Origin of the sequence: Pseudoalteromonas sp. UBA2102 (genome assembly GCF_002331165.1) — a bacterium.
GTDB classification, from domain to species: Bacteria; Pseudomonadota; Gammaproteobacteria; order Enterobacterales; family Alteromonadaceae; genus Pseudoalteromonas; species Pseudoalteromonas atlantica.
Map to the genome: position 1 here is coordinate 61,777 of NZ_DCYU01000055.1, position 19,949 is coordinate 81,725.

The 19,949-nt window shown below is 42.4% G+C and carries 19 protein-coding genes; 8 read left to right on the forward strand and 11 right to left on the reverse strand.

From position 1 onward, the window contains the following. Positions 1 to 15 precede the first annotated feature (15 nt). The gene (gene norR / locus B2R65_RS07005) at positions 16 to 1,572 is read left to right on the forward strand and encodes a nitric oxide reductase transcriptional regulator NorR (RefSeq protein ID WP_273611840.1); all 1,557 of its coding nucleotides are present in this window, start codon (positions 16 to 18) and stop codon (positions 1,570 to 1,572) included. Here the strand turns inward: norR and B2R65_RS07010 are convergent. Further along, complete coding sequence (locus B2R65_RS07010; protein ID WP_004589379.1) at positions 1,565 to 2,464, reverse strand: LysR family transcriptional regulator; 900 nt, start codon at positions 2,462 to 2,464, stop codon at positions 1,565 to 1,567. The genes norR and B2R65_RS07010 overlap by 8 nt on opposite strands. Positions 2,465 to 2,581: 117 nt before the next feature. On the opposite strand from B2R65_RS07010, the gene B2R65_RS07015 reads away from it, so the two are divergent. Further along, positions 2,582 to 3,148 (forward strand): NADPH-dependent FMN reductase, encoded by a 567-nt coding sequence (locus B2R65_RS07015; RefSeq protein WP_029773331.1) that lies wholly within the window; start codon positions 2,582 to 2,584, stop codon positions 3,146 to 3,148. A gap of 3 nt (positions 3,149 to 3,151) precedes the next feature. Here the strand turns inward: B2R65_RS07015 and B2R65_RS07020 are convergent, their stop codons facing one another. Continuing rightward, entirely contained in the window at positions 3,152 to 3,595 is a 444-nt protein-coding gene (locus tag B2R65_RS07020; RefSeq protein ID WP_024033928.1) for a tellurite resistance TerB family protein, read from the reverse strand. Positions 3,596 to 3,693: 98 nt separating this feature from the next. On the opposite strand from B2R65_RS07020, the gene B2R65_RS07025 reads away from it, so the two are divergent. Then, positions 3,694 to 4,068 (forward strand): hypothetical protein, encoded by a 375-nt coding sequence (locus tag B2R65_RS07025; RefSeq protein WP_004589382.1) that lies wholly within the window; start codon positions 3,694 to 3,696, stop codon positions 4,066 to 4,068. Position 4,069: 1 nt separating this feature from the next. On the opposite strand, the gene B2R65_RS07030 is transcribed toward B2R65_RS07025, so the two are convergent. Continuing rightward, positions 4,070 to 4,663 carry a hypothetical protein gene (locus tag B2R65_RS07030; RefSeq protein WP_029773333.1) on the reverse strand — a complete coding sequence of 198 codons (594 nt, stop codon included), beginning with the start codon at positions 4,661 to 4,663 and terminating at the stop codon, positions 4,070 to 4,072. A gap of 43 nt (positions 4,664 to 4,706) precedes the next feature. Beyond that, on the reverse strand, positions 4,707 to 5,693 hold the full coding sequence (locus B2R65_RS07035; RefSeq protein ID WP_029773334.1) for an SRPBCC family protein: 987 nt from the start codon (positions 5,691 to 5,693) through the stop codon (positions 4,707 to 4,709). 341 nt (positions 5,694 to 6,034) lie between these two features. On the opposite strand from B2R65_RS07035, the gene B2R65_RS07040 reads away from it, so the two are divergent. Beyond that, positions 6,035 to 7,546: a DUF3360 family protein gene (locus B2R65_RS07040; RefSeq protein ID WP_286741753.1), complete on the forward strand. Its 1,512-nt coding sequence runs from the start codon at positions 6,035 to 6,037 to the stop codon at positions 7,544 to 7,546. An 83-nt stretch (positions 7,547 to 7,629) separates the two neighbouring features. Here B2R65_RS07040 and leuD read toward each other — a convergent pair whose 3' ends face one another. The 5 genes from leuD to fabR form a co-directional block, all read right to left on the reverse strand. Next, positions 7,630 to 8,229 carry a 3-isopropylmalate dehydratase small subunit gene (gene leuD / locus B2R65_RS07045; protein ID WP_286741754.1) on the reverse strand — a complete coding sequence of 200 codons (600 nt, stop codon included), beginning with the start codon at positions 8,227 to 8,229 and terminating at the stop codon, positions 7,630 to 7,632. After that, positions 8,229 to 9,629 (reverse strand): 3-isopropylmalate dehydratase large subunit, encoded by a 1,401-nt coding sequence (gene leuC, locus B2R65_RS07050; RefSeq protein WP_286741755.1) that lies wholly within the window; start codon positions 9,627 to 9,629, stop codon positions 8,229 to 8,231. Before leuC ends, leuD begins: the two co-directional genes overlap by 1 nt. 54 nt (positions 9,630 to 9,683) lie before the next feature. After that, complete coding sequence (leuB, locus tag B2R65_RS07055) at positions 9,684 to 10,760, reverse strand: 3-isopropylmalate dehydrogenase (protein WP_004589388.1); 1,077 nt, start codon at positions 10,758 to 10,760, stop codon at positions 9,684 to 9,686. Further along, positions 10,757 to 12,310 (reverse strand): 2-isopropylmalate synthase, encoded by a 1,554-nt coding sequence (leuA, locus tag B2R65_RS07060; RefSeq protein WP_286741756.1) that lies wholly within the window; start codon positions 12,308 to 12,310, stop codon positions 10,757 to 10,759. The genes leuB and leuA overlap by 4 nt, the downstream gene beginning before the upstream one ends. Before the next feature lie 403 nt (positions 12,311 to 12,713). Further along, positions 12,714 to 13,334 (reverse strand): HTH-type transcriptional repressor FabR, encoded by a 621-nt coding sequence (fabR, locus tag B2R65_RS07065; RefSeq protein ID WP_004589390.1) that lies wholly within the window; start codon positions 13,332 to 13,334, stop codon positions 12,714 to 12,716. Between the two features lie 127 nt (positions 13,335 to 13,461). Between fabR and B2R65_RS07070 the strand changes: the two genes are divergently transcribed. Continuing rightward, positions 13,462 to 14,595 (forward strand): acyl-CoA desaturase, encoded by a 1,134-nt coding sequence (locus B2R65_RS07070; RefSeq protein WP_054983308.1) that lies wholly within the window; start codon positions 13,462 to 13,464, stop codon positions 14,593 to 14,595. Between the two features lie 13 nt (positions 14,596 to 14,608). Beyond that, positions 14,609 to 16,039 carry a Si-specific NAD(P)(+) transhydrogenase gene (gene sthA, locus B2R65_RS07075; RefSeq protein WP_029774151.1) on the forward strand — a complete coding sequence of 477 codons (1,431 nt, stop codon included), beginning with the start codon at positions 14,609 to 14,611 and terminating at the stop codon, positions 16,037 to 16,039. 68 nt (positions 16,040 to 16,107) lie between these two features. Here sthA and hemE read toward each other — a convergent pair whose 3' ends face one another. Then, on the reverse strand, positions 16,108 to 17,172 hold the full coding sequence (gene hemE / locus B2R65_RS07080) for a uroporphyrinogen decarboxylase (protein ID WP_024033935.1): 1,065 nt from the start codon (positions 17,170 to 17,172) through the stop codon (positions 16,108 to 16,110). A gap of 524 nt (positions 17,173 to 17,696) precedes the next feature. On the opposite strand from hemE, the gene B2R65_RS07085 reads away from it, so the two are divergent. After that, complete coding sequence (locus B2R65_RS07085; RefSeq protein WP_004589394.1) at positions 17,697 to 18,167, forward strand: Rsd/AlgQ family anti-sigma factor; 471 nt, start codon at positions 17,697 to 17,699, stop codon at positions 18,165 to 18,167. 58 nt (positions 18,168 to 18,225) lie between these two features. Here the strand turns inward: B2R65_RS07085 and fkpA are convergent, their stop codons facing one another. Further along, positions 18,226 to 18,972 carry an FKBP-type peptidyl-prolyl cis-trans isomerase gene (gene fkpA, locus B2R65_RS07090; RefSeq protein WP_004589617.1) on the reverse strand — a complete coding sequence of 249 codons (747 nt, stop codon included), beginning with the start codon at positions 18,970 to 18,972 and terminating at the stop codon, positions 18,226 to 18,228. A gap of 204 nt (positions 18,973 to 19,176) precedes the next feature. Between fkpA and B2R65_RS07095 the strand changes: the two genes are divergently transcribed. Continuing rightward, positions 19,177 to 19,949: WD40 repeat domain-containing protein (locus B2R65_RS07095; RefSeq protein ID WP_286741757.1), on the forward strand; the 773-nt coding region annotated here is incomplete at its 3' end.

Below are 19,949 nucleotides of genomic sequence, written 5' to 3' on the forward strand. Positions count from 1 at the left end.
ACAGGTCATTTTAACATGAACCAGCAATTCAACCTTACCCAAGTGGCTTTAGAGCTTGCCCAAAGCACGCTGCACGAGCACAGCTTTGATCGGTTATTGGCAACGGTTGAACGTGTAATACCTAGCGATGCCAGTGCATTACTTGTTGTGCAGGGCGAGCAACTTAAGCCCTTAGCCATCAAAGGTCTTATGCCCGACAGCCTTGGCAGGCGCTTTAAAATAGCAGAGCACCCACGATTAGCGGCCATTTGTAGTGCAAGCCACGCATTACAGTTTGCACACGACTGCCCCCTGCCCGACCCATACGACGGCCTACTGCTGGCCAAAACGGGCGATATTCCTGTGCATGCTTGCTTAGGCTTACCCCTTTACGATAAAAGCACTTTGCTAGGCGTGCTTACATTCGATAGCTTAAACGCAAATGCCTTTAGCAGTATTAGTGCAGATACACTCAGCACCTTACAAACACTGTGCAGTGCGCATTTTAAAACAGCCCTAGAGCTTGCCCATTACAAACACCATGCTCAGCATTCAAACGCCCTTATACAAGCGCTAACGCGTGATGCACTTACTCGCGATGGCGGCGAAATTATTGGCCAAAGCCCTGTAATGCAAACGCTAAAAAATGAAATAAAACTCGTTGCGGCCTCTAATTTTAGTGTATTGGTGTTAGGAGAGACGGGCGTAGGGAAAGAGCTAGTAGCGCGTAATATTCACTTAAATTCTGCCCGAAAAGATCAACCGCTGATTCACTTAAATTGTGCCTCACTCCCCGAAAATCTTGCAGAGAGTGAGTTTTTTGGCCACGCCAAAGGCTCATTTACTGGCGCACAAAATGCCCGCCAAGGTAAGTTTCAGTTAGCTGATGGTGGCACGTTATTTTTAGACGAAATTGGCGAGCTACCATTGGCTATGCAAAGCAAATTATTGCGTGTGTTGCAAAGTGGTGAAATACAAACAGTAGGAGAAGACACGCCAAAATATGTGGATGTAAGGGTAATAGCAGCCACTAATCGTGATTTAAAACATGAGGTAGTACAAGGTCGCTTTAGAGCCGATTTATATCACCGGCTAAGTGTTTACCCTATTACCGTGCCGCCACTTAATAAACGCGAGCACGACATAACTTTACTGGCTGGTTATTTTATTGAACAAACTGCCCGTAAATTAGGTATTAAACAATTAAAGCTAAGCACTGAAGCGCAAGTATTGCTCAACCAATACAGTTGGCCTGGTAATGTACGGGAGCTTGAACATGTTATTAGCCGCAGCGCATTAAAGGCTAAACAAAGCCAGTGGCAAAACCCAATAATAACAATTACAAGCGAGCACTGCGATTTAGCCCAACAACCAAACAACAACGCGCACGTTAGCACGCCAATTACCGCCCACATTGCTCATCATCAGCCCTTAAAACGGGCCGTTGAATCTTTGCAATTTACGGTTATTACCGAGCAATTAAAACAGCATAATTATAATTGGGCAGCTACTGCACGAACCCTTGAACTCGACAGAGCCAACCTAGTTAGGCTTGCCAAACGCTTAGGCATTAAAGTTAAAAAAACTATTTAACGTGTGGCATGTTACTAAAGTAGGTTTTTAATAACGCAGCAAAGGCTTGCACTTTGGCCGTGCGGTGTACTAAATGGTGAGTAACCAACCAAGAGTCAAACTCCCAATGTAATTTGTCGTGCAATATAGGCACTACGTCGGGGTTATTTTCTATCGCGCTTTGATGCAACCCCCCTATGCCTAAACCTTTAATAACCGCGCGCGCCGCTTCTGAGGTTTCTGATACTCTTAATTTAATTTGCGACTGAGGAATAAACTCATCAACCCAGCTAAAGTACGGTACCCGCGCATTAAACCCCGCAATACCCGATATAAAATTATGCTGCTTTAAGTCATCTAAGGTTTTTGGCATGCCGTGTTTAGCAATATAACGTTTGTGGGCATATAGGCCGGCCGATAGCTTAGCTAAGTGCTGCGCTATATAGTCGCCTTCATCAGGTTTAGGGCCTACACGTATTGCTATATGAGCTTGTCCGTGGTCAAGCCTTAGGCGCTTTTGCTCTAAAATCACTTCTAGCTGCACTTGCGGATGCAATGTTTGAAACTGCTCACACACGTTGCTTAGCATATCCATAAAACCACTCACGGTAGTCAGTAACAAGCTCCCTCTGAGCTCACTATCGGCTGCGGCAATGGCGTTATGTAAACCTTCAAGTGAGTTATCTATTGCTTGAGCGGTTTCAAATAATTTTGCCCCGCTTTCGGTTACTTTATATCCGCGCGCATGGCGATGAAATAACCGTACATTTAAGTTTTTCTCTAAGTTATTTATGCGTCTCAATACTGTGCTATGGTGCACACTTAATGCCTCTGCTGCGGCGGTCAAAGTACCTAGTCTTGCCACTTCAAAGGCAACTTTTACGTCTTGCCAGTCGTCAAATTTTATTGCCACGCTACCCGCCTTCTACTTATGTGCATATACGCACATAAGTGTTGCGTTTATTCGGGTTTTCTACAAGCAAAAATTTGCTACATTAGTGTCATACCCAACCAATAAAAGGTCTAAATTATGTCAGCACCAAAAATTATCGCGCTCGCGGGTAGCCTGCGTAAAGATAGCTTTAACCAAAAACTTATTAACGAAGCAGCTCGTTTTGCTCTGCAAACCGGTGCTGAAGTGGAAGTAATTACACTCGCCGAGTTAAATTTGCCATTATTTAGCGAAGACATTGAAGCGCAAGGCACACCCACCGATGCACAACTATTAAAAGATAAACTGCGTAATGCTGATGGTATTTTACTAGCAAGCCCAGAGTACAACGGCTCAATTACTGCTGCACTTAAAAATGCAATTGATTGGGCATCGCGAACTGAGCAAGGCGCAGTACCCGCATTTCGCAACAAGGTAGTGGCGTTATTTGCTACATCACCGGGCGGTTTGGGTGGGCTGCGCGGCTTAAACCATGTACGCGATATTTTAAGCGGGATTGGCTCGTTAGTACTTGCCGATCAGCTCGCTATCCCATCAGCATTTACTGTATTTGACGAAGACGGAAAAATTAGCGACCCTACCACAGCAGAAAAAGTGAGCGTATTAACGCAGCAGCTCGTTTCTGTTGCTAGTAAATTAAGCTAATTTTTACGATTGTGTCGCTGCTAATTTAGCAGCGATAAAATCGGTGTGCGCTACATATAAAAGCCCAGCCACTTTGCGTATTACATACTCTTCTTGGGGATCTATCTCTCCATCGGCATACGCCAATCGCCATAATAGCTCAATTATTTCAATGCGCTGCGCCGCACTGCAATGATCGTTAATCTGCTTAGAAAATTGAAAGTAATCAATAGCCCCGTCTAAGCTACCAGCGGCATTGTTGGTGAGCTCATCAACTTCCGATTCTGTTAAATTAAAGTATTTTTTTAAGGTTACAGTCAGGGTGTGTTGTTCATTATGGTCGAGCTTAGAATCAGCACGCATTACTTCAATAAGCAGCGCAGCAACCGCTGTTTTTAGATCATGCTGCTCTATGCTTGGCTGTTGCTCGTCAAAAGCGGCAAACAGTTGTTTTATTTGTTTGAACATCACATATTCTCTTTTTGGGTGTTAGACTTAACTTAAATACATCGCACTTAATGCTTTATTAATGGGTATTAAGTTCGCAAATTAAAGGATACATTTTTATGAAAGGCTTATACACACCGCATTTAGTTGTTGGCGCTGCATTGCTAGCCTTTTCTGGTATAGGGAGCGCCTTTGCAGAAGTGGGCGAAAAAGAAAAGTCATACGACTTTGATAACAAAGTACATTATTACCAAACCAAAATTGGTGAAGACAACTATAAAATAGAAATACAATCAGACGATTACAAACACTTTGCTAATCAAAGTATGTTTTTATTGCGCCACGCAGACAGATTATGCCGCGGCAGAACCTTTATGTTAAAAGTGCTTGAAGGCGTGCAAGAGTACGAACGTTTTCCTACTAAACCACGCGCTTATCAACCACCATTAAACGTTTTACTACAATGTGACGCACCCGAGAAAAAAGAAAAATAGTTTATTTTTCGTAGCCCCACGGCGCTGCTGGTGGAGTAATTGGTTTAGTTAAATCAAAGTCCACCTTAAACTCGCGCCCTTGGCGAATTAACCGATACGTAAAAACCTCAGGATAAATATACATTTGCCATGTATTACCTGCCGACTGCGCTATCCCTTGTGCTACAAATAACTCTTTAGAATATTGATCGGCCGGGAAAGACTGCATTTGTGCAAAACCCGCATCAAGAGTATGACCGCCATACATAGTTGAGGCATCGTCGCTGCCATCTTCATGGCGATGATCGTGCTTTAAGCTCAAACCACTGCCCGTTTTAGTAATGATCCATGTACGCGATGCATCATCTCCCACATGAAATGGTACTTGCAGCTCGCTATCAGTACATTTGCGTACATGCATGATTAGTTTTTTATTCTCAAATGAGCTTGGGCCTTTTGCGTTATCTACGCTTACTTTGCCCTCAAACGCTTTACCACAATGCGCAGCTATATTATTAAAAAATGCATCGTGTGTTGGTATAGATACCAAAGGCGCAGGACGCGCGATAGCCGCTGATGAGGCAAGTAATAACGTTGCTGCCGTTAATAATTTCATAAAGTACTCTTATAATAGTTTTTTAATACCATAGCGGTTTAAGTTAATAATGGGAAATAGCTGCGACAAGTGGCTTTTCTGCTCTGTTTTTCATTAATGTTAAAAGTGAATAATGGAAGTCTTGAAAAATCACCTCACCCCATATTCGCGAATAAACACCAAAATTTGTATTATCTTGCACAGTCGTTTTTAAAGTTAAAATAGTATTGCCGCTTTTATCTTCACTTAACGCATACCCACCATAAAGAGGTGAAAAGTATTCGCCGCCTAGTTTTACGTGTTTATCGAGTGCATCATCGGGAATAGCATCAGGGTCTATCTCAAATCTATAAAGCATCTGTTTATTTGGCTGCCAATCCGTAATCACTTCTTTAAATGCAACTCCTTTTTGCCATTTACTCGTTCTAACAGCCCCAACCCCCGTAGCATTCATATTTGCCTCTAAAGGTTTAGGTACACCTATTAATTGGGTAAGCGAAAATGGCAATTCTTGTGGCTCTATGGTGCTTACATTAGCAAGCTGCTGCCATACACGATTTATAGGCGCTTCAATAACTATAGAGTTGGTGACTTCGTACGTTTTTGATAAGTGTAAATAATTTACCTCAATAGGTGAGAGCAATACAGGAAGCAAAGCTATTGAAAGTAAAGGCCTGTTAGCGTTTTTTGTTTGGCGGTTTTTAATAAAGCCTGCCAGTAAACCACCCATACTTGCAAAGAGCATAAAGGCAGGCAAAGCCATTGCCACACAAATACTGCCTTCAAGCAGTGTAATAACGCTTACAAGTAAAAAAACAAAAATTGGCTGCCAAGCAATTGTCACCATTTGCCTTTTAGTTAATGTATTTGAGCTTTTAAATTCAAAATGAATACGAATATAGCCAATTGCAACGGGCACTAAAAACATAAATGAAATAGATACAAGGCTACTTAAATTATAAGTATCAAGCAGCTCTACAAACAGCCGCATAAATATGCCGTAAAGCGTACCAAGTAAAATACCAATTGATTTAGGAGATTGAATTTGCATTGAATTTCTTATTATTTGAGTAACCATTGAACCTAGCAGATGTGCTATTTCAGTTCAATTAAAATACATAAACCACTACTTAGACTAAAGGATAACAGCCTTGTTTTTACAATGTTTCACCAAATTAGAACACATAAAAAAACAAATCAACACACTGATTTTAAACAAAATATACTTTACATTTAAGAATGCCAACACAATGATTTAGCATAAAATAAAGCCATACACGACCTTTTGCCTATACATTCCTGAGTAAAAGCTGATCTACTCTGCTCCTTCACTATTCATTTGCTTTAACAAAAGCCGTATTAATAAATAAGCAACGAGTAACAGGAGGGACTATGTCAGTAACCCCAAAGGGTAACGAGCCAGAAAAAACAAGCGCACCGCACGTAGATGATGCCAACAGCTATCAAAATAAGCATAAAGCTAGTTCAGAGTTTAATACCCGCGACGAATACCTAGAGCACGAGCTGCAAATTATGCAGCCTAAACGCTGGCGGCCTAATTTACCATTTAGAGACTACCGCTTTGAATTTGAAGACACGATTCCTGCCATGGCGGGCACCATTGGTAAAGTTGTTATGGTGGGTGCTATTGCCGCTACTTTTGCAGCGCCACTGGGTTTAAGTGATGCGTTTGTGTTAGAAAACGTACGCTATGAATTACTGATTGTTTCTATTTTTATTATTTTGTTTTCGGGCTTTATTTTACCTACCGCTAACTTAGCGGGTACTCATGGGCCACTTATTCCTCTTATTCCTATTGTGGTTGCCGCTGGCGGCCATCCTATGGCGTTTGGCTTACTGATTGGTGCCTTTGGCTTTATTTTAGCCATAACCAAAGGAGGGAGCTTGCTGGCACGCTTAACCAGTAAAGGTGTGTGCGGGGGCTTAATTATATATTTAGGCTTTATTGGCACAATTTCGCAGGTTAAAAAGCTGTTTGCATGGGCTGAGGCCATTGATATGGCGCACATTGCATTTATTGTTATTTTGGCGACCATTTTATTGTATGCGTTACTTGAGCACTTTAAAAAGCGCTGGTTGGCTGTGCCGCTTAGCTGCCTTATTGGCGGTGTGGTTGCATTTGCACTCGGTGCGCCGTTTGAATTTAATACTGCGCCGGGCTTACCAAATATGAACCCAGCTTATTGGTGGGGCGAAAACACAGGCTGGATGCTTGGCCTACCTACGCTTGAAAGCTTTGTGGTTGTGCTGCCGTTTGCGGTATTGGCTGTGGCTATGTGGTCACCGGATTTTTTAGGGCATCAAGTATTTCAAAAAATCAGTTACCCGCAACGCACTGAAAAAGTTCAAATGAACATAGACGACACCATGCTAAGCGCATCGGTTAGACAAACCTTTGGCTCGCTGGCCGGTGGTGCTAACTTTACCTCATCGTGGGGGACTTACATTGTCCCTGCCGCTATTGCTAAACGCCCTATCCCGGCGGGCGCCATTTTAACAGCCGTATTTTGTATTATTGCGGGTTTATGGGGCTACCCAATGGATTTAGCCATTTGGCAACCTGTGCTGTGTGTTGCGCTTATTGTAGGTGTGTTTATTCCGCTGCTTGAGGCGGGTATGGAAATGACACGCGAAGGTAAAACAACGCAATCGGCCGCTATTGTTGTATTTGCGTCAAGCTTGGTTAACCCTGCTTTTGGTTGGTCACTGACTATGCTGCTTGATAACTTAGGCTTAATTGGCTGTAAAGAGCGCAGTGCTAATTTAACTAAAATGAGCCGCTGGGTTATTCCGCTAATTATGTTTGTTATTTTAACTACCGTTATGGCTATTGTTGGTATGCTGCCAGGTATACCTGCGCTAATGGCAGATTTTAGACATTAATAATTAGAAAACTTAAATATAAAAAAAGCGCGGCTTATATACTCAGCCGCGCTTTGTTTTCATATGTAATTAATTGCTTTTCGTTACTGCCAAGGGCGCTCAGAAGCAAGTTGTTTTTCAAACGCATCAATTTGTGGATTTAGCGTTTCGGTCACACCAATAAAATCTAAGCCACTTAATAAACGCTCTTTTACGTCTTTACGAATATCAAAACTAATTGGCGCAAACTTATCGCTTGTTAGTGTTTGGTTTTCAAGATCGATTTGAATGTTTATATCGTCGTGTTGCTCGCTAAGTACAAACAATTGCTCAAGCGTATCAGCGGGTAGCGCAATGGCTAGCATTTGGTTGTTGCCACAGTTATTAAAGAAAATATCAGCAAAGCTTTCCGCTAAAATCACTTCAAAACCATATTGCTTAAGCGCCCATGGTGCATGCTCTCGCGATGAGCCACAACCAAAGTTGTCGCGGGTTAATAATATTTGCGCGCCTTGGTAGCATGGGCGGTTTAAAATAAAATCAGGATTTGGTTCGCCGTTTTCTAGGTAACGCCAATCGTAAAACAGTGCTGCATCAAAACCATCACGGCTAGTTGATGTTAAAAACTGCTTTGGAATAATTTGGTCTGTATCTACATTGTTTTTATCAAGTGGGGCCATTAAGCCACTAAAAAATACGCTCATTAGGCTTCTCCTCTTATATCAACAAAGTGACCATGTATTGCAGCAGCCGCTGCCATTGCAGGGCTTACTAAGTGCGTACGCCCGCCACGGCCTTGGCGGCCTTCAAAGTTACGGTTAGACGTAGATGCACAGCGTTTGCCCGCTTCTAAGCGGTCGTCGTTCATTGCTAAACACATTGAACAGCCCGGCTCGCGCCACTCAAAACCTGCCGCTTTAAAAATATCGGCTAAGCCTTCGTCTTCGGCTTGCTTTTTAACAAGGCCAGAGCCCGGTACAATAAGTGCTTCAATGCCTGTGACTACTTGCTTGCCTTCAACAATTTTTGCCGCGGCACGTAAATCTTCAATACGGCTATTTGTACATGAGCCAATAAAGACTGTATCTACTTTTGCGCTTGATAATTTATCGCCGGCTTTTAAGTCCATGTATCTAAGTGCGCTGCGTATAGCATCGGCTTTAATTAAATCTGGTTCTTGGTCTGGATCTGGTATGCATTCATCAACGCCAATTACTTGCTCTGGGCTTGTACCCCACGTAATTTGCGGCTGAATGTCGTCAGCTTCAAGCTCAACACTCAAGTCAAACTCTGCGCCTTCATCTGATTTTAAGGTTTCCCAGTATTCAACTGCAGCGTTAAAGTCAGCGCCTTTAGGTGCAAATGGGCGACCTTTTAAGTAATCATACGTAATTTGATCTGGTGCTATTAAACCTGCTTTTGCACCCATTTCAATACTCATGTTACATAACGTCATGCGGGCTTCCATTGAAAGTGCTTCAATGCCTTCACCACAAAATTCAGCAACATAACCTGTACCGCCAGCTGTACCTAACTTACCAATAACCGCCATAATTAAATCTTTAGAGGTTACTGTTGGGCGAAGCACACCGTTAATTTGAATTTTTAACGATTTTGCCTTTTTTTGCTGTAGCGTTTGCGTTGCTAATACGTGCTCAACCTCAGAAGTACCAATACCGTGCGCTAATGCGCCAAACGCGCCATGCGTAGAAGTATGGCTATCACCACATACAATGGTAGTGCCAGGCAAGGTAATACCTTGTTCTGGCCCCATTACATGCACTATGCCTTGGTTAATTGAGTTTAAATCGTAAAGTACAATGCCAAACTCTTTACAGTTAGCATCAAGTGCCATTAACTGGTTTTTAGATACTTCGCTTGCTGCATCAAGTGATCGGCTTTTAGTCGATACGTTATGATCCATTGTTGCAAAGGTTTTTTCTGGGCAACGTACCGTACGGTTTTTTTCACGTAGGCCTGCAAAAGCCTGTGGTGATGTCACCTCGTGTACTAAATGACGGTCAATATAAAGTAAATCAGTTTGCTCGTTTATGCTGGCAACGGTATGTGCTTGCCAAATTTTGTCGTATAACGTTTGGGCCACTTGCTAATTCCCTACTTTGTTAAGTCGCAGCATAACGGTGCTGCGATTTATATATTAAATACGTGAAACGATGGCAGCTGCCACATCGCTTGTGCTGTATCCACCTTGTGGGTAGATATCTGGCGTGCCAACGCCTGCTTCTACGGCTTCGGCTACGGCTTTTTCAATAGTGCGCGCAGCTTCGTCTTGCCCTAATGAGTAACGTAGCATAAGTGCAGCACTTAAAATTTGCGCAATCGGGTTTGCAACCCCTTTGCCAGCAATATCTGGCGCTGACCCACCGGCTGGTTCGTATAAACCAAAGCCCGATTGATTTAAGCTTGCTGATGGTAATAAGCCCATAGAGCCTGTGATCATTGCACACTCATCTGACAAAATATCACCAAATAAGTTATCGCAAAGTAGTACGTCAAACTGGCTAGGCTGTTTAACTAACTGCATAGCTGCGTTATCTACGTATATGTAATCTAGGCTGACTTCTGGGTAGTCTTTGCTTACTTCGGTAACTACTTCACGCCATAGCACGCTTGATGCAAGCACGTTTGCTTTATCAACCGATGTTACATGGTTACTACGTAATTTTGCTGCCTCAAAGGCAAAACGGGCAATGCGTTCAATTTCTTTACGCGAGTAAGTTTGTGTATCAAATGCAGCTTCTTCAGCGCCTTCGCCGCTTCGGCCTTTTTCACCAAAGTAAATGCCGCCAGTAAGTTCGCGTACACATAAAATATCAAAGCCTTTTTCGCTAATATCTGCACGTAATGGCGATGCTGCGCTAAGCGCCGGTAAAAGCTGTGCTGGGCGTAAGTTACAAAACAAACCAAAGTGCTTACGAAGCGGTAAAAGCGATGCACGCTCAGGTTGCTCATTAGGTGGTAGGTTTTCCCATTTTGGGCCACCTACCGAGCCAAATAAAATGGCATCGGCGTTTTCACACGCGCTTAGCGTTTTTGGTGGTAATGCTTCACCAAATTCGTCAATAGCTGCGCCACCAATAGCATGATGCTGACGGTTCAGGGTAAAACCAAACTTATTGCTTACAGCATCAAGTACTTGCTCTGCTGCTGCCATTACTTCTGGGCCAATACCGTCGCCTGCTAATACGGCAACGCTGTAGTTTGTTTTACTCATCCTGCTTTCCTTTGTTGTTTTAAATCAGACACTTTTTGTGCACGATAAATTAAGTTGTAAACACGGATCATGGCGCGTACCGACGCCTCTACCACATCCGCAGCAATACCCGCACCGTGATAAGGGCGGCCATCGTATTTAGCAATAATGTTTACTTGACCAAGCGAGCTTGCGCCTTGGCCAGTGGCTTCTAAATTGTATTCAATCATTTCAACGCTCATACCTGTTAAGCGCTCAATAGCCGCAAATGAGGCTTCAACAGGGCCATTACCTGTAGCAGCTTCTTGTTTTGCTTCGCCATCAATTAACATCCCAATGGTAGAGCTGGCTACCGACTGTGAGTTAGACGCTGAGTTTACAAACTCTAATTGGTATTTTTCGTCTTTGTCGTTAATTTGATTAAAGTAAATCATGGCTTCAAGGTCGTAATCGTATACGGTGCCTTTTTGATCAGCTAACGCTAAAAAGCTCTCATATAAGCTGTCCATATCGTAGTCAGCTTTTTGATAACCTAACTCTTCTAAGCGGTGCTCAATAACATGACGGCCCGAACGCGAGGTCATATTTAATTGGTTATTTGGCACACCGACGCTTTCTGGCGACATAATCTCATAAGTATTTTGCGCTTTTAATACGCCATCTTGGTGAATGCCCGAGCTATGTGCAAAGGCGTTTTCGCCCACAATGGCTTTATTTGGCTGTACCGGCATATTGCATATTTTTGCCACTTGGCGAGATGCACGATAAATTTCTTCGCTTTTAATATCGGTGTGTACGTTTAAGTGGTCTTTGCGCATTTTCATGATCATCGCCACTTCTTCAAGCGAGCAGTTACCCGCACGCTCACCAATACCATTTATTGTACATTCAATTTGGCGAGCACCGGCTTGTACCGCGGCTACCGAGTTAGCTACAGCTAAACCTAAATCGTTATGACAATGTACACTTAAACGCGCTTTATCTATATTTGGCACGTTATTCATTAAATGGCGGATCATTGCGGCGTATTCGTCTGGCGTTACAAAGCCAACGGTATCAGGTAAATTAATAGTAGAGGCACCGGCGTTAATTGCCTGCTCAACAATTTTACATAAATCCCAGTGCGGCGTACGCCCTGCATCTTCACACGAAAACTCAACATCATCAGTGTAGTTACGCGCTAATTTAATTGATTTAACCGCCATGGCCGTTGCATCGTCTAGGCTCATACGTAATTTGTGTTCAAGGTGCAAAGGGCTTGTGGCAATAAAAGTATGAATACGGCTTTGCTGTGCTGTGCGAAGTGCCTCACCACAGGCTTCAATGTCTTTTGCTACTGAACGTGCTAAACCACAAATAATTGGGCCTTTGACTTCGGTTGCAATACGTTGTACCGAGCGAAAATCAGCGGGGCTCGAAACCGGAAAACCCACTTCCATCACATCCACGCTCAAGCGGCTAATAGTATGCGCTAGCTGAATTTTATCGTCTTCTGTAAGGCTTGCTTTAAGTGCCTGCTCGCCATCACGTAAGGTGGTATCAAAAATCCATACTTTATCTTTGTCTTGCATAACTGCCCCTCATTCCTCTGTTACCCAAATTTCAATTTATCCCAGCCGCGAGATAATAAAAAACCCCGCAATTGCGGGGTTTTTAGTGTTTAACTCGATGCAAACACACTAATCCCCGCTCACTGACCATAGCAGTAAGAGGTTAAGTTTTAGTGTAATTAAACGAATATTTTGCATCTTGTTTCTTGTGTGTGTTCAGTGAGGCCTATTTTTAACATTACAAAGCTGTTGGTGCAAGCATAAATATTCCAAACAAGGGAATAAAAACCCTACATCAAAGAAATTTATATACCTAAAAATAGCATATTCAGGTTTTATAAATCACACGAATAGACTTTTTAGCTTAAATTAATGTGTTGAGTAAACTTGCGTGCTTAGATTAACTTATTGCTAATTTTTTAAGCTAAACCTGATTATTTGTTTCACGTATATAATGACCTGCACCGCGGGTAATATAACGTAGCTGCCAAATAACCCGCTCAATGAGTTCTTCGCGTTGTTGACCTTCTATATCGAGTGCTTCAGCGCCGGCATTAAATACCAGTGTTACCATGGCTTCGGCCTGAATATAAGCGTGGATTGAATCGCACTTGGTTTCGCTTTCTAAATAATGCGCAAGTTCTAAAATAAAGTGTTTTACCTCACGCGCTACGGCGGCTCTAAAGGCTTTTGAGGTGCCAGAACGTTCGCGCAGCAGTAATCTAAATTGGTTGCTTGAGTTATCAATAAACTCCATAAAGGTAACAACCGAAGTATTTATTACGCTGCCGCCACTGGCTATACGTCTGCGGGCTTGGCGCATAAGTTGGCGAAGGGTCAAGCCTGCTTCGTCGACCATGGTTAAACCTAGCTCGTTCATATCTTTAAAGTGGCGATAAAAAGAGGTGGGGGCAATACCGGCTTCGCGGGCCACTTCGCGTAAGCTTAAATTAGAAAAACTATGATCAGCACTAAGCTGATTAAATGCCGCCTCAATTAAGGCTTGTCGTGTTTTTTGTTTCTGTTGTGCTCTAACACCCGACATCCACAGCTCCCTGAGTAATTTTATATGAAGTTTTAATGATAATTAGCCGAATTGTCTAGTCTAATACTTGACGCCAAGAGATTGAAACACTATTTTAGCTTACAGTTGTACGCTGAGAGTAAAAACGATGAATAAACCACCGATTATTTGGACAAACGTCCTATTTTTTAGCCTAACCTTTTTGGCGGCTGTCACACTTGTACCTTGGTACGGCATTAGTTACGGATTTACCAGCGCGCATTGGATTGCATTTGTAGGCTGTATGTTTTACGCAGGCCTATCTATCACTGCCGGATACCACCGATTATGGGCGCACAAAGCCTATAACGTACACCCTGCAATAGAATTTATTTTTGCTCTTGGTGGCGCATTTGCTTTGCAAAACAGCGCGTTGCACTGGAGTAGCGATCACCGTATACACCACGGCCAAGTAGATGACCCAGTAAAAGACCCTTACGCCGCAACTAACGGCTTTTGGTACAGCCATATTGGCTGGATGCTACGTGATTACCAAGGCGATAGTTATAACGATTACAGTAATTGTCGCGATTTACAGCGCAATAAAATTGTTATGTGGCAGCATAAACACTACTTAAAGCTTGTTATAGCCATGAATGTCGGTTTACCGCTTGTGCTTGGTTTATTAGTAGGCGATGTGTGGGGTATGCTACTACTTGCAGGTTTATTACGCTTAGTATTGAGCCAGCACTTTACCTTTTTCATTAATTCATTGGCTCATATTTGGGGCTCACGCCCATACACTGAGAAAAACACTGCACGCGATAATGGCTTTTTAGCGCTATTTACTTATGGCGAGGGTTACCATAACTTTCACCATATTTTTGCAAGCGATTACCGTAACGGTATTAAGTGGTTTCATTACGACCCAACTAAATGGATGATTCGCTCTTTAGCAGCACTCGGTTTAGCCAGTAAATTAAAGCGCACCCCAGTTGAGCGCATAGAAAAAGCCAAAGCCGAAACGCTAATGAGTAAAACGCAAACGCGCCTTTCAAAATTGCCTTTAGCGCAAGATAAGCTTACATTATTACAACAAGAGTACGATTTACTGCTGAAAAAGCTGCAAAATTACTGTTCACTACAAAAACAAGTGTTAGAAGCTAAAAAAAATAACATGGCAAAGCAGTGTGAACAATCAGCATTAATGACACAATACCATGAGCTGGAAGCCGCCTGGGAAAATCAAAAGCAGGCATGGCTAGCACTTAATGCGAGGTTATTAAAAGCCTCTTTTAATTAATTTAGGAGTGGCTGTGGCCAAACAACCAGAACAAAAAAAAGCACCCGTAGTTTACCAATATGACGCAATAATTATTGGTACGGGCCCTGGCGGTGAAGGCACCGCCATGAACCTATCTAAAAACGATAAAAAAGTAGCGGTTATTGAGCGCCAACAAGCTGTTGGCGGTGGCTGTGTACATTGGGGAACAATTCCTTCAAAAGCATTACGCCACTCGGTTAGCCGCTATATTGAATACAAAGCAAACCCACTTTTTAATGTTGGCGAGCGCCCTAGCCGCTTAACGTTTCCTGATATTTTAAGCCATGCAAGTTCTGTTATTTCTAAGCAGTCAAACTTACGTAGCAGCTTTTACGACCGTAACCGCATTCATATGTACCAAGGCGATGCGAGCTTTGTAGATAAACACACGGTTGAAATTAAGCGCCTTGATGGCTCAGCAGAGCGTATTACCGCTAAAACCATTGTAATTGCTACTGGCTCGCGCCCATACCGCCCACCTGAGGTCGACTTTAGCCATTCACGTATTTACGACAGCGATACTATTTTAGGCCTAGAGCACGACCCACAACGTGTACTTATATACGGTGCGGGTGTTATTGGCTGTGAATACGCTTCAATCTTTAAAGGCTTAGGCGCTAAGGTAGATTTAGTAAACACACGCGACCGCTTATTAGCCTTTATGGATGCAGAAATTTCTGACGCTCTTAGCTACCACTTTTGGAATAGCGGTATTGTTATTCGTCATAACGAAGAGTTTGACCGTATAGAAACGCGCTCAGATTGTGTTGTAATGCATTTAAAATCGGGCAAGCGTGTAAAAGCCGACTGTATTTTATTTGCTAACGGGCGCACAGGTAATACCGATACGCTAAACCTTGAAGCTATTGGTTTAAAAGCCGATGGTCGAGGCCAACTTAAAGTCAACGAAATGTACCAAACTGAGGTAGATAACGTTTACGCAGTAGGTGATGTAATTGGCTACCCAAGCTTAGCGAGTGCAGCATTTGATCAAGGCCGTATAGCTGCCGATGCTATTGCCTGCGGTAATTGCGAAGATAAGCTAATTATAGATATACCGGCCGGTATTTATACCATTCCTGAAATGAGTTCGGTAGGTAAAACAGAGCAACAGCTAACCGCTGCAAAAGTACCGTATGAAGTTGGTCGTGCTCAGTTTAAGCACTTAGCTCGTGCGCAAATTGCGGGTACAGAAGTTGGTAGTTTAAAAATATTGTTTCACAGTGAAACCAAAGAAGTACTTGGCGTGCATTGCTTTGGTGAGCGTGCCTCAGAAATTGTTCACATTGGCCAAGCCATTATGGAACAAAAAGGGGCAGGCAACACCGTTGACTACTTTGTAAATACCACATTTAACTACCCAACGATGGCAGAAGCCTACCGTGTTGCGGCGTTAAATGGATTAAATAGGTTATTTACTTAACCCGATTACTACACAGCAAAAAGCCCGCTAATTAGCGGGCTTTTTAATAGCTATTAATACTACGGTTGTTATTTGTGGTATTGCGCGCTTAGCTCATGTACTGCATTGATAAATACACCGGCGTTTTCTGGGTCTACATCTGGTGTAATACCGTGGCCTAGGTTAAATACGTGGCCATCACCTGTGCCAAAGTCTTCTAAAATAGTGCCTACTTCCTGGCGGATACGATCAGGCGTACCGTGAAGCATTGACGGGTCCATATTCCCTTGCAATGCAACTTTATCGCCTACACGGCGTTTAGCGTCGCCAATATTAATAGTCCAATCAAGACCTACTGCATCACAGCCTGTTGCTGCAATTGCTTCAATCCACTGACCACCATTTTTGGTAAATAGCGTTACCGGCACTTTACGGCCGTCGTATTCGCGAATTAAACCATCAACAATTTTATGCATGTATTGCAGTGAGAATTCGTTGTAATCGCGCGGGCTTAATACGCCGCCCCACGAGTCAAAAACCATTAACGATTGCGCACCGGCTTTTACTTGTGCGTTTAAGTAATCAATGACTGAATCAGCTAGTTTATCTAGTAGTAAATGTAGTGTTTGCGGCTCTGCAAACGCCATTTTTTTTATTTTACCAAATACTTTACTGCTTCCACCTTCAACCATGTAAGTTGCTAGTGTCCACGGTGAACCCGAAAAACCAATTAGTGGCACTTCGCCTTTAAGTTCACGGCGAATAGTACTTACTGCGTTCATTACATAGCCAAGCTCGTCAGTTGGGTCTAGCTTAGGAATCTTTTTAACATCAGCAAGTGACGAAATAGGGTTTTCAAATTTAGGGCCTTCACCGGTTTCAAAGTACAAACCTAAACCCATAGCATCGGGAATAGTTAAAATGTCACTAAATAAAATAGCAGCATCTAACGGGTAACGGCGAAGTGGTTGTAGTGTTACTTCACATGCAAGCTCAGCATTACGGCACAGGCTCATAAAATCGCCCGCTTGTGCACGTGTAGCACGGTACTCTGGTAAATAGCGTCCTGCTTGGCGCATCATCCATACCGGTGTTACATCAACGGGTTGTTTTGCAAGTGCACGTAAATAACGGTCGTTTTTTAATTCGCTCATAGCGTAAATAATCCTGAGGCTTATAGAAATTGTTCAAGATTGTACCACCATATTCTCCGGCTCTCTATCGCTAAGCTCGTAAAACATGTGTTACAGCTAACAGAACCTAGTTTGTTGCTTATTTAGTCACATTTGAGTATTAAATAACCAAAAAGAACTAACAATAAAAACTTTTTGTTAATATGTTTGCAACATAACAAAAACCTTGGTATTGTTTGTCCCGCGTTAACAAGAACAATAATAAAAATCTTAAACAACAATAACAAAAATATTTATAATAAAAATAACAAAAATCTTCTATAACAATAAGAAAGCTTGTATTAACAGGCCAAAACAAGAAATTAAGCCACCTTAACCGGTGGTTTTTTCTTGCCTGCAATAAAATAATAATTTACCTACAATAAATACACACATGCACCAGCTCATACCTTTTACTTGTTGATATACACTTAAATAAAATATATCTTGATGTATAAGAAAGTTTAAATTTAACCATAAAAGTGACCCAGCTTAGGAGAACAGTAATGCTGACGCGCGTAGAGAAAGCTCAACAAAAATGGGGTGGTAGCCATACTGTCATTGATAAATGGTTAAACGAGCGCCAAGAGTTAATTGTACTTTATTGTAAAATGGCTGGGTTTTCGCCATACGACAAAAAAGATCACGCCTTACCAGAGCCAGAACAAATTCAATCATTTTGCCAAATTTTAATGGATTACTTATCTGCCGGCCATTTTGAAGTGTACGATGACATTGCAAAAGCCTGCGAAAGCAAGGGCCTTGAAAGCCAAGAGCTGGCAAATACAATTTACCCGCGCATTTCTAGCACAACAGATATTGCTTTAGACTTTAACGATAAATACGCAGAAGTAGATAAAGAGGACTTATTAGCTGAGTTTGATAACGATTTGTCGGTACTTGGCGAAACGTTAGAAGCGCGTTTTGAACTAGAAGATGAGCTAATAGATAATTTGTTTTCTAACCACACAGATTAATAAAATAGCCAACAAAAAAGGGACCGTTATGGTCCCTTTTTGCGTTATAAGCTACCGCTTATTGCGCAGGTGCTTCGTCATCTTGTATTTCAAGTAGTTCTACTTCAAAAACAAGCGTTGAGTTAGCTGGAATTTTACCTAGGTCACGATCGCCGTAAGCAAGTTCAGAAGGAATAGTGAACTTGTACTTAGACCCTACTGACATAAGCTGTAAACCTTCAGTCCAACCCGCAATTACACGGTTAAGAGGGAAAGTAGTTGGCTCGTTACGCGCATAAGAGCTATCAAACTCTGTGCCGTCTAATAAAGTACCTTTGTAATGTACTTTAACTACGTCTGTTGCTGCTGGCTTTTCGCCTTCGCCTTCGCTAAGTACTTCGTACTGTAGACCTGACTCAGTTACTGTTACGCCTTCTTTTTTAGCATTTTCTTCTAGGTATTTTTTACCTGCTTCTTTGCTTTTTTCAGACTCAACTTTAGCTTTAGCTTCTTGCTTTGCACGCACTGATGTATCTAGCTCAGTTAGCACTTCACGGATTTTTTCTTCATCGATTTTTGCATTACCAGCAAGCGCGTCTTCAAAACCACGAATTAATAGTGCTTGGTCTAGTTCAATACCAATCTCTGATTTATCAGCTAGGTCTTTATTTAAAAAGTTACCTACTGATGCACCAATACCGTATGCTTGTTGCTGCTCTACAGTGTCTAATTTAACTTCAGCTTGTTCTTGTTTTGCTTCTTGATTACAAGCTGTAAGCGCTAAAACCGACGCTGCAATCAATGACAATCTAATCGTCTTTTTCATTTTAAATCTCCGACACACTTTGCAGTTGTCATTTATTGTATTATTACTAGTTAAAGATTAACGGCCTACATGATAGGCTGCTTGTTTAATAACTAACTAAATTAAAACCTAACCTATTATAGTGATTAGACAAACACCCTAGGCCTTCAACGTGACCTAGTCTAACCTCTCAGTCACTAAGAGTTAAGAGGAAATACCTGTAATATGTCGATATTTCGTACTTTTTTAATCGCTTTTAGCTGTTTATTAGCCCTAGCTTGTAGCGATCAAAAACAGCAAGCTGCACAACGCTTTGAACACGCAGCACAGGGTGCGTTTTCCTCGGCAGTATCTAACGATGGTAAATACAGCCTAGTCTCCTCCATTCACCATGGGGTCGCCCTGTGGGATAATCAACAGCAGGTGCTAAAATATCAATGGTTTCAACAGCAATCACAAGAAAGCCTAGTGTATGCTGTGGCTATTGCCTTTGATAATAGCGTGGCCGTTACCGCAGAAAAAACCACCTTTGCCGTGTGGGATATTAGCAACGGCGAAAACCGCGGCTATTATAAAATTCAACAAGCCACTATTCGCGATATTGCGATAAGTAACCAAGGCCGCAGTGTTTTATACGGCAGAAGCGACGGCGTAGTGGTATTTTTAAACCTAGAAACCGGACGCCGCATTGAGTTTTTAGGCCACCAAGACAAAGTAAACACCGTTGATTTATCGCCTAATGGGCGCTATGCCTTAAGCGGCTCAAATGATTACGTTGCTTATTTTTGGGATACACGTACAGGGCAAGTAATTCATCGCTTTAATCACCCGACGCGTGTTACCCAAGTAACCCTAGACCCACAAGGTCGCTACGCATTTACCGCAGATAGTATGAAGCAAGCACATGTATGGAAGCTGACTACAGGTGATCTTGTGAGTAAACTGGCGTATATTGCGCGTCAGAAAATTTTTACTGCGGTACGCTTTAACGAACAAGG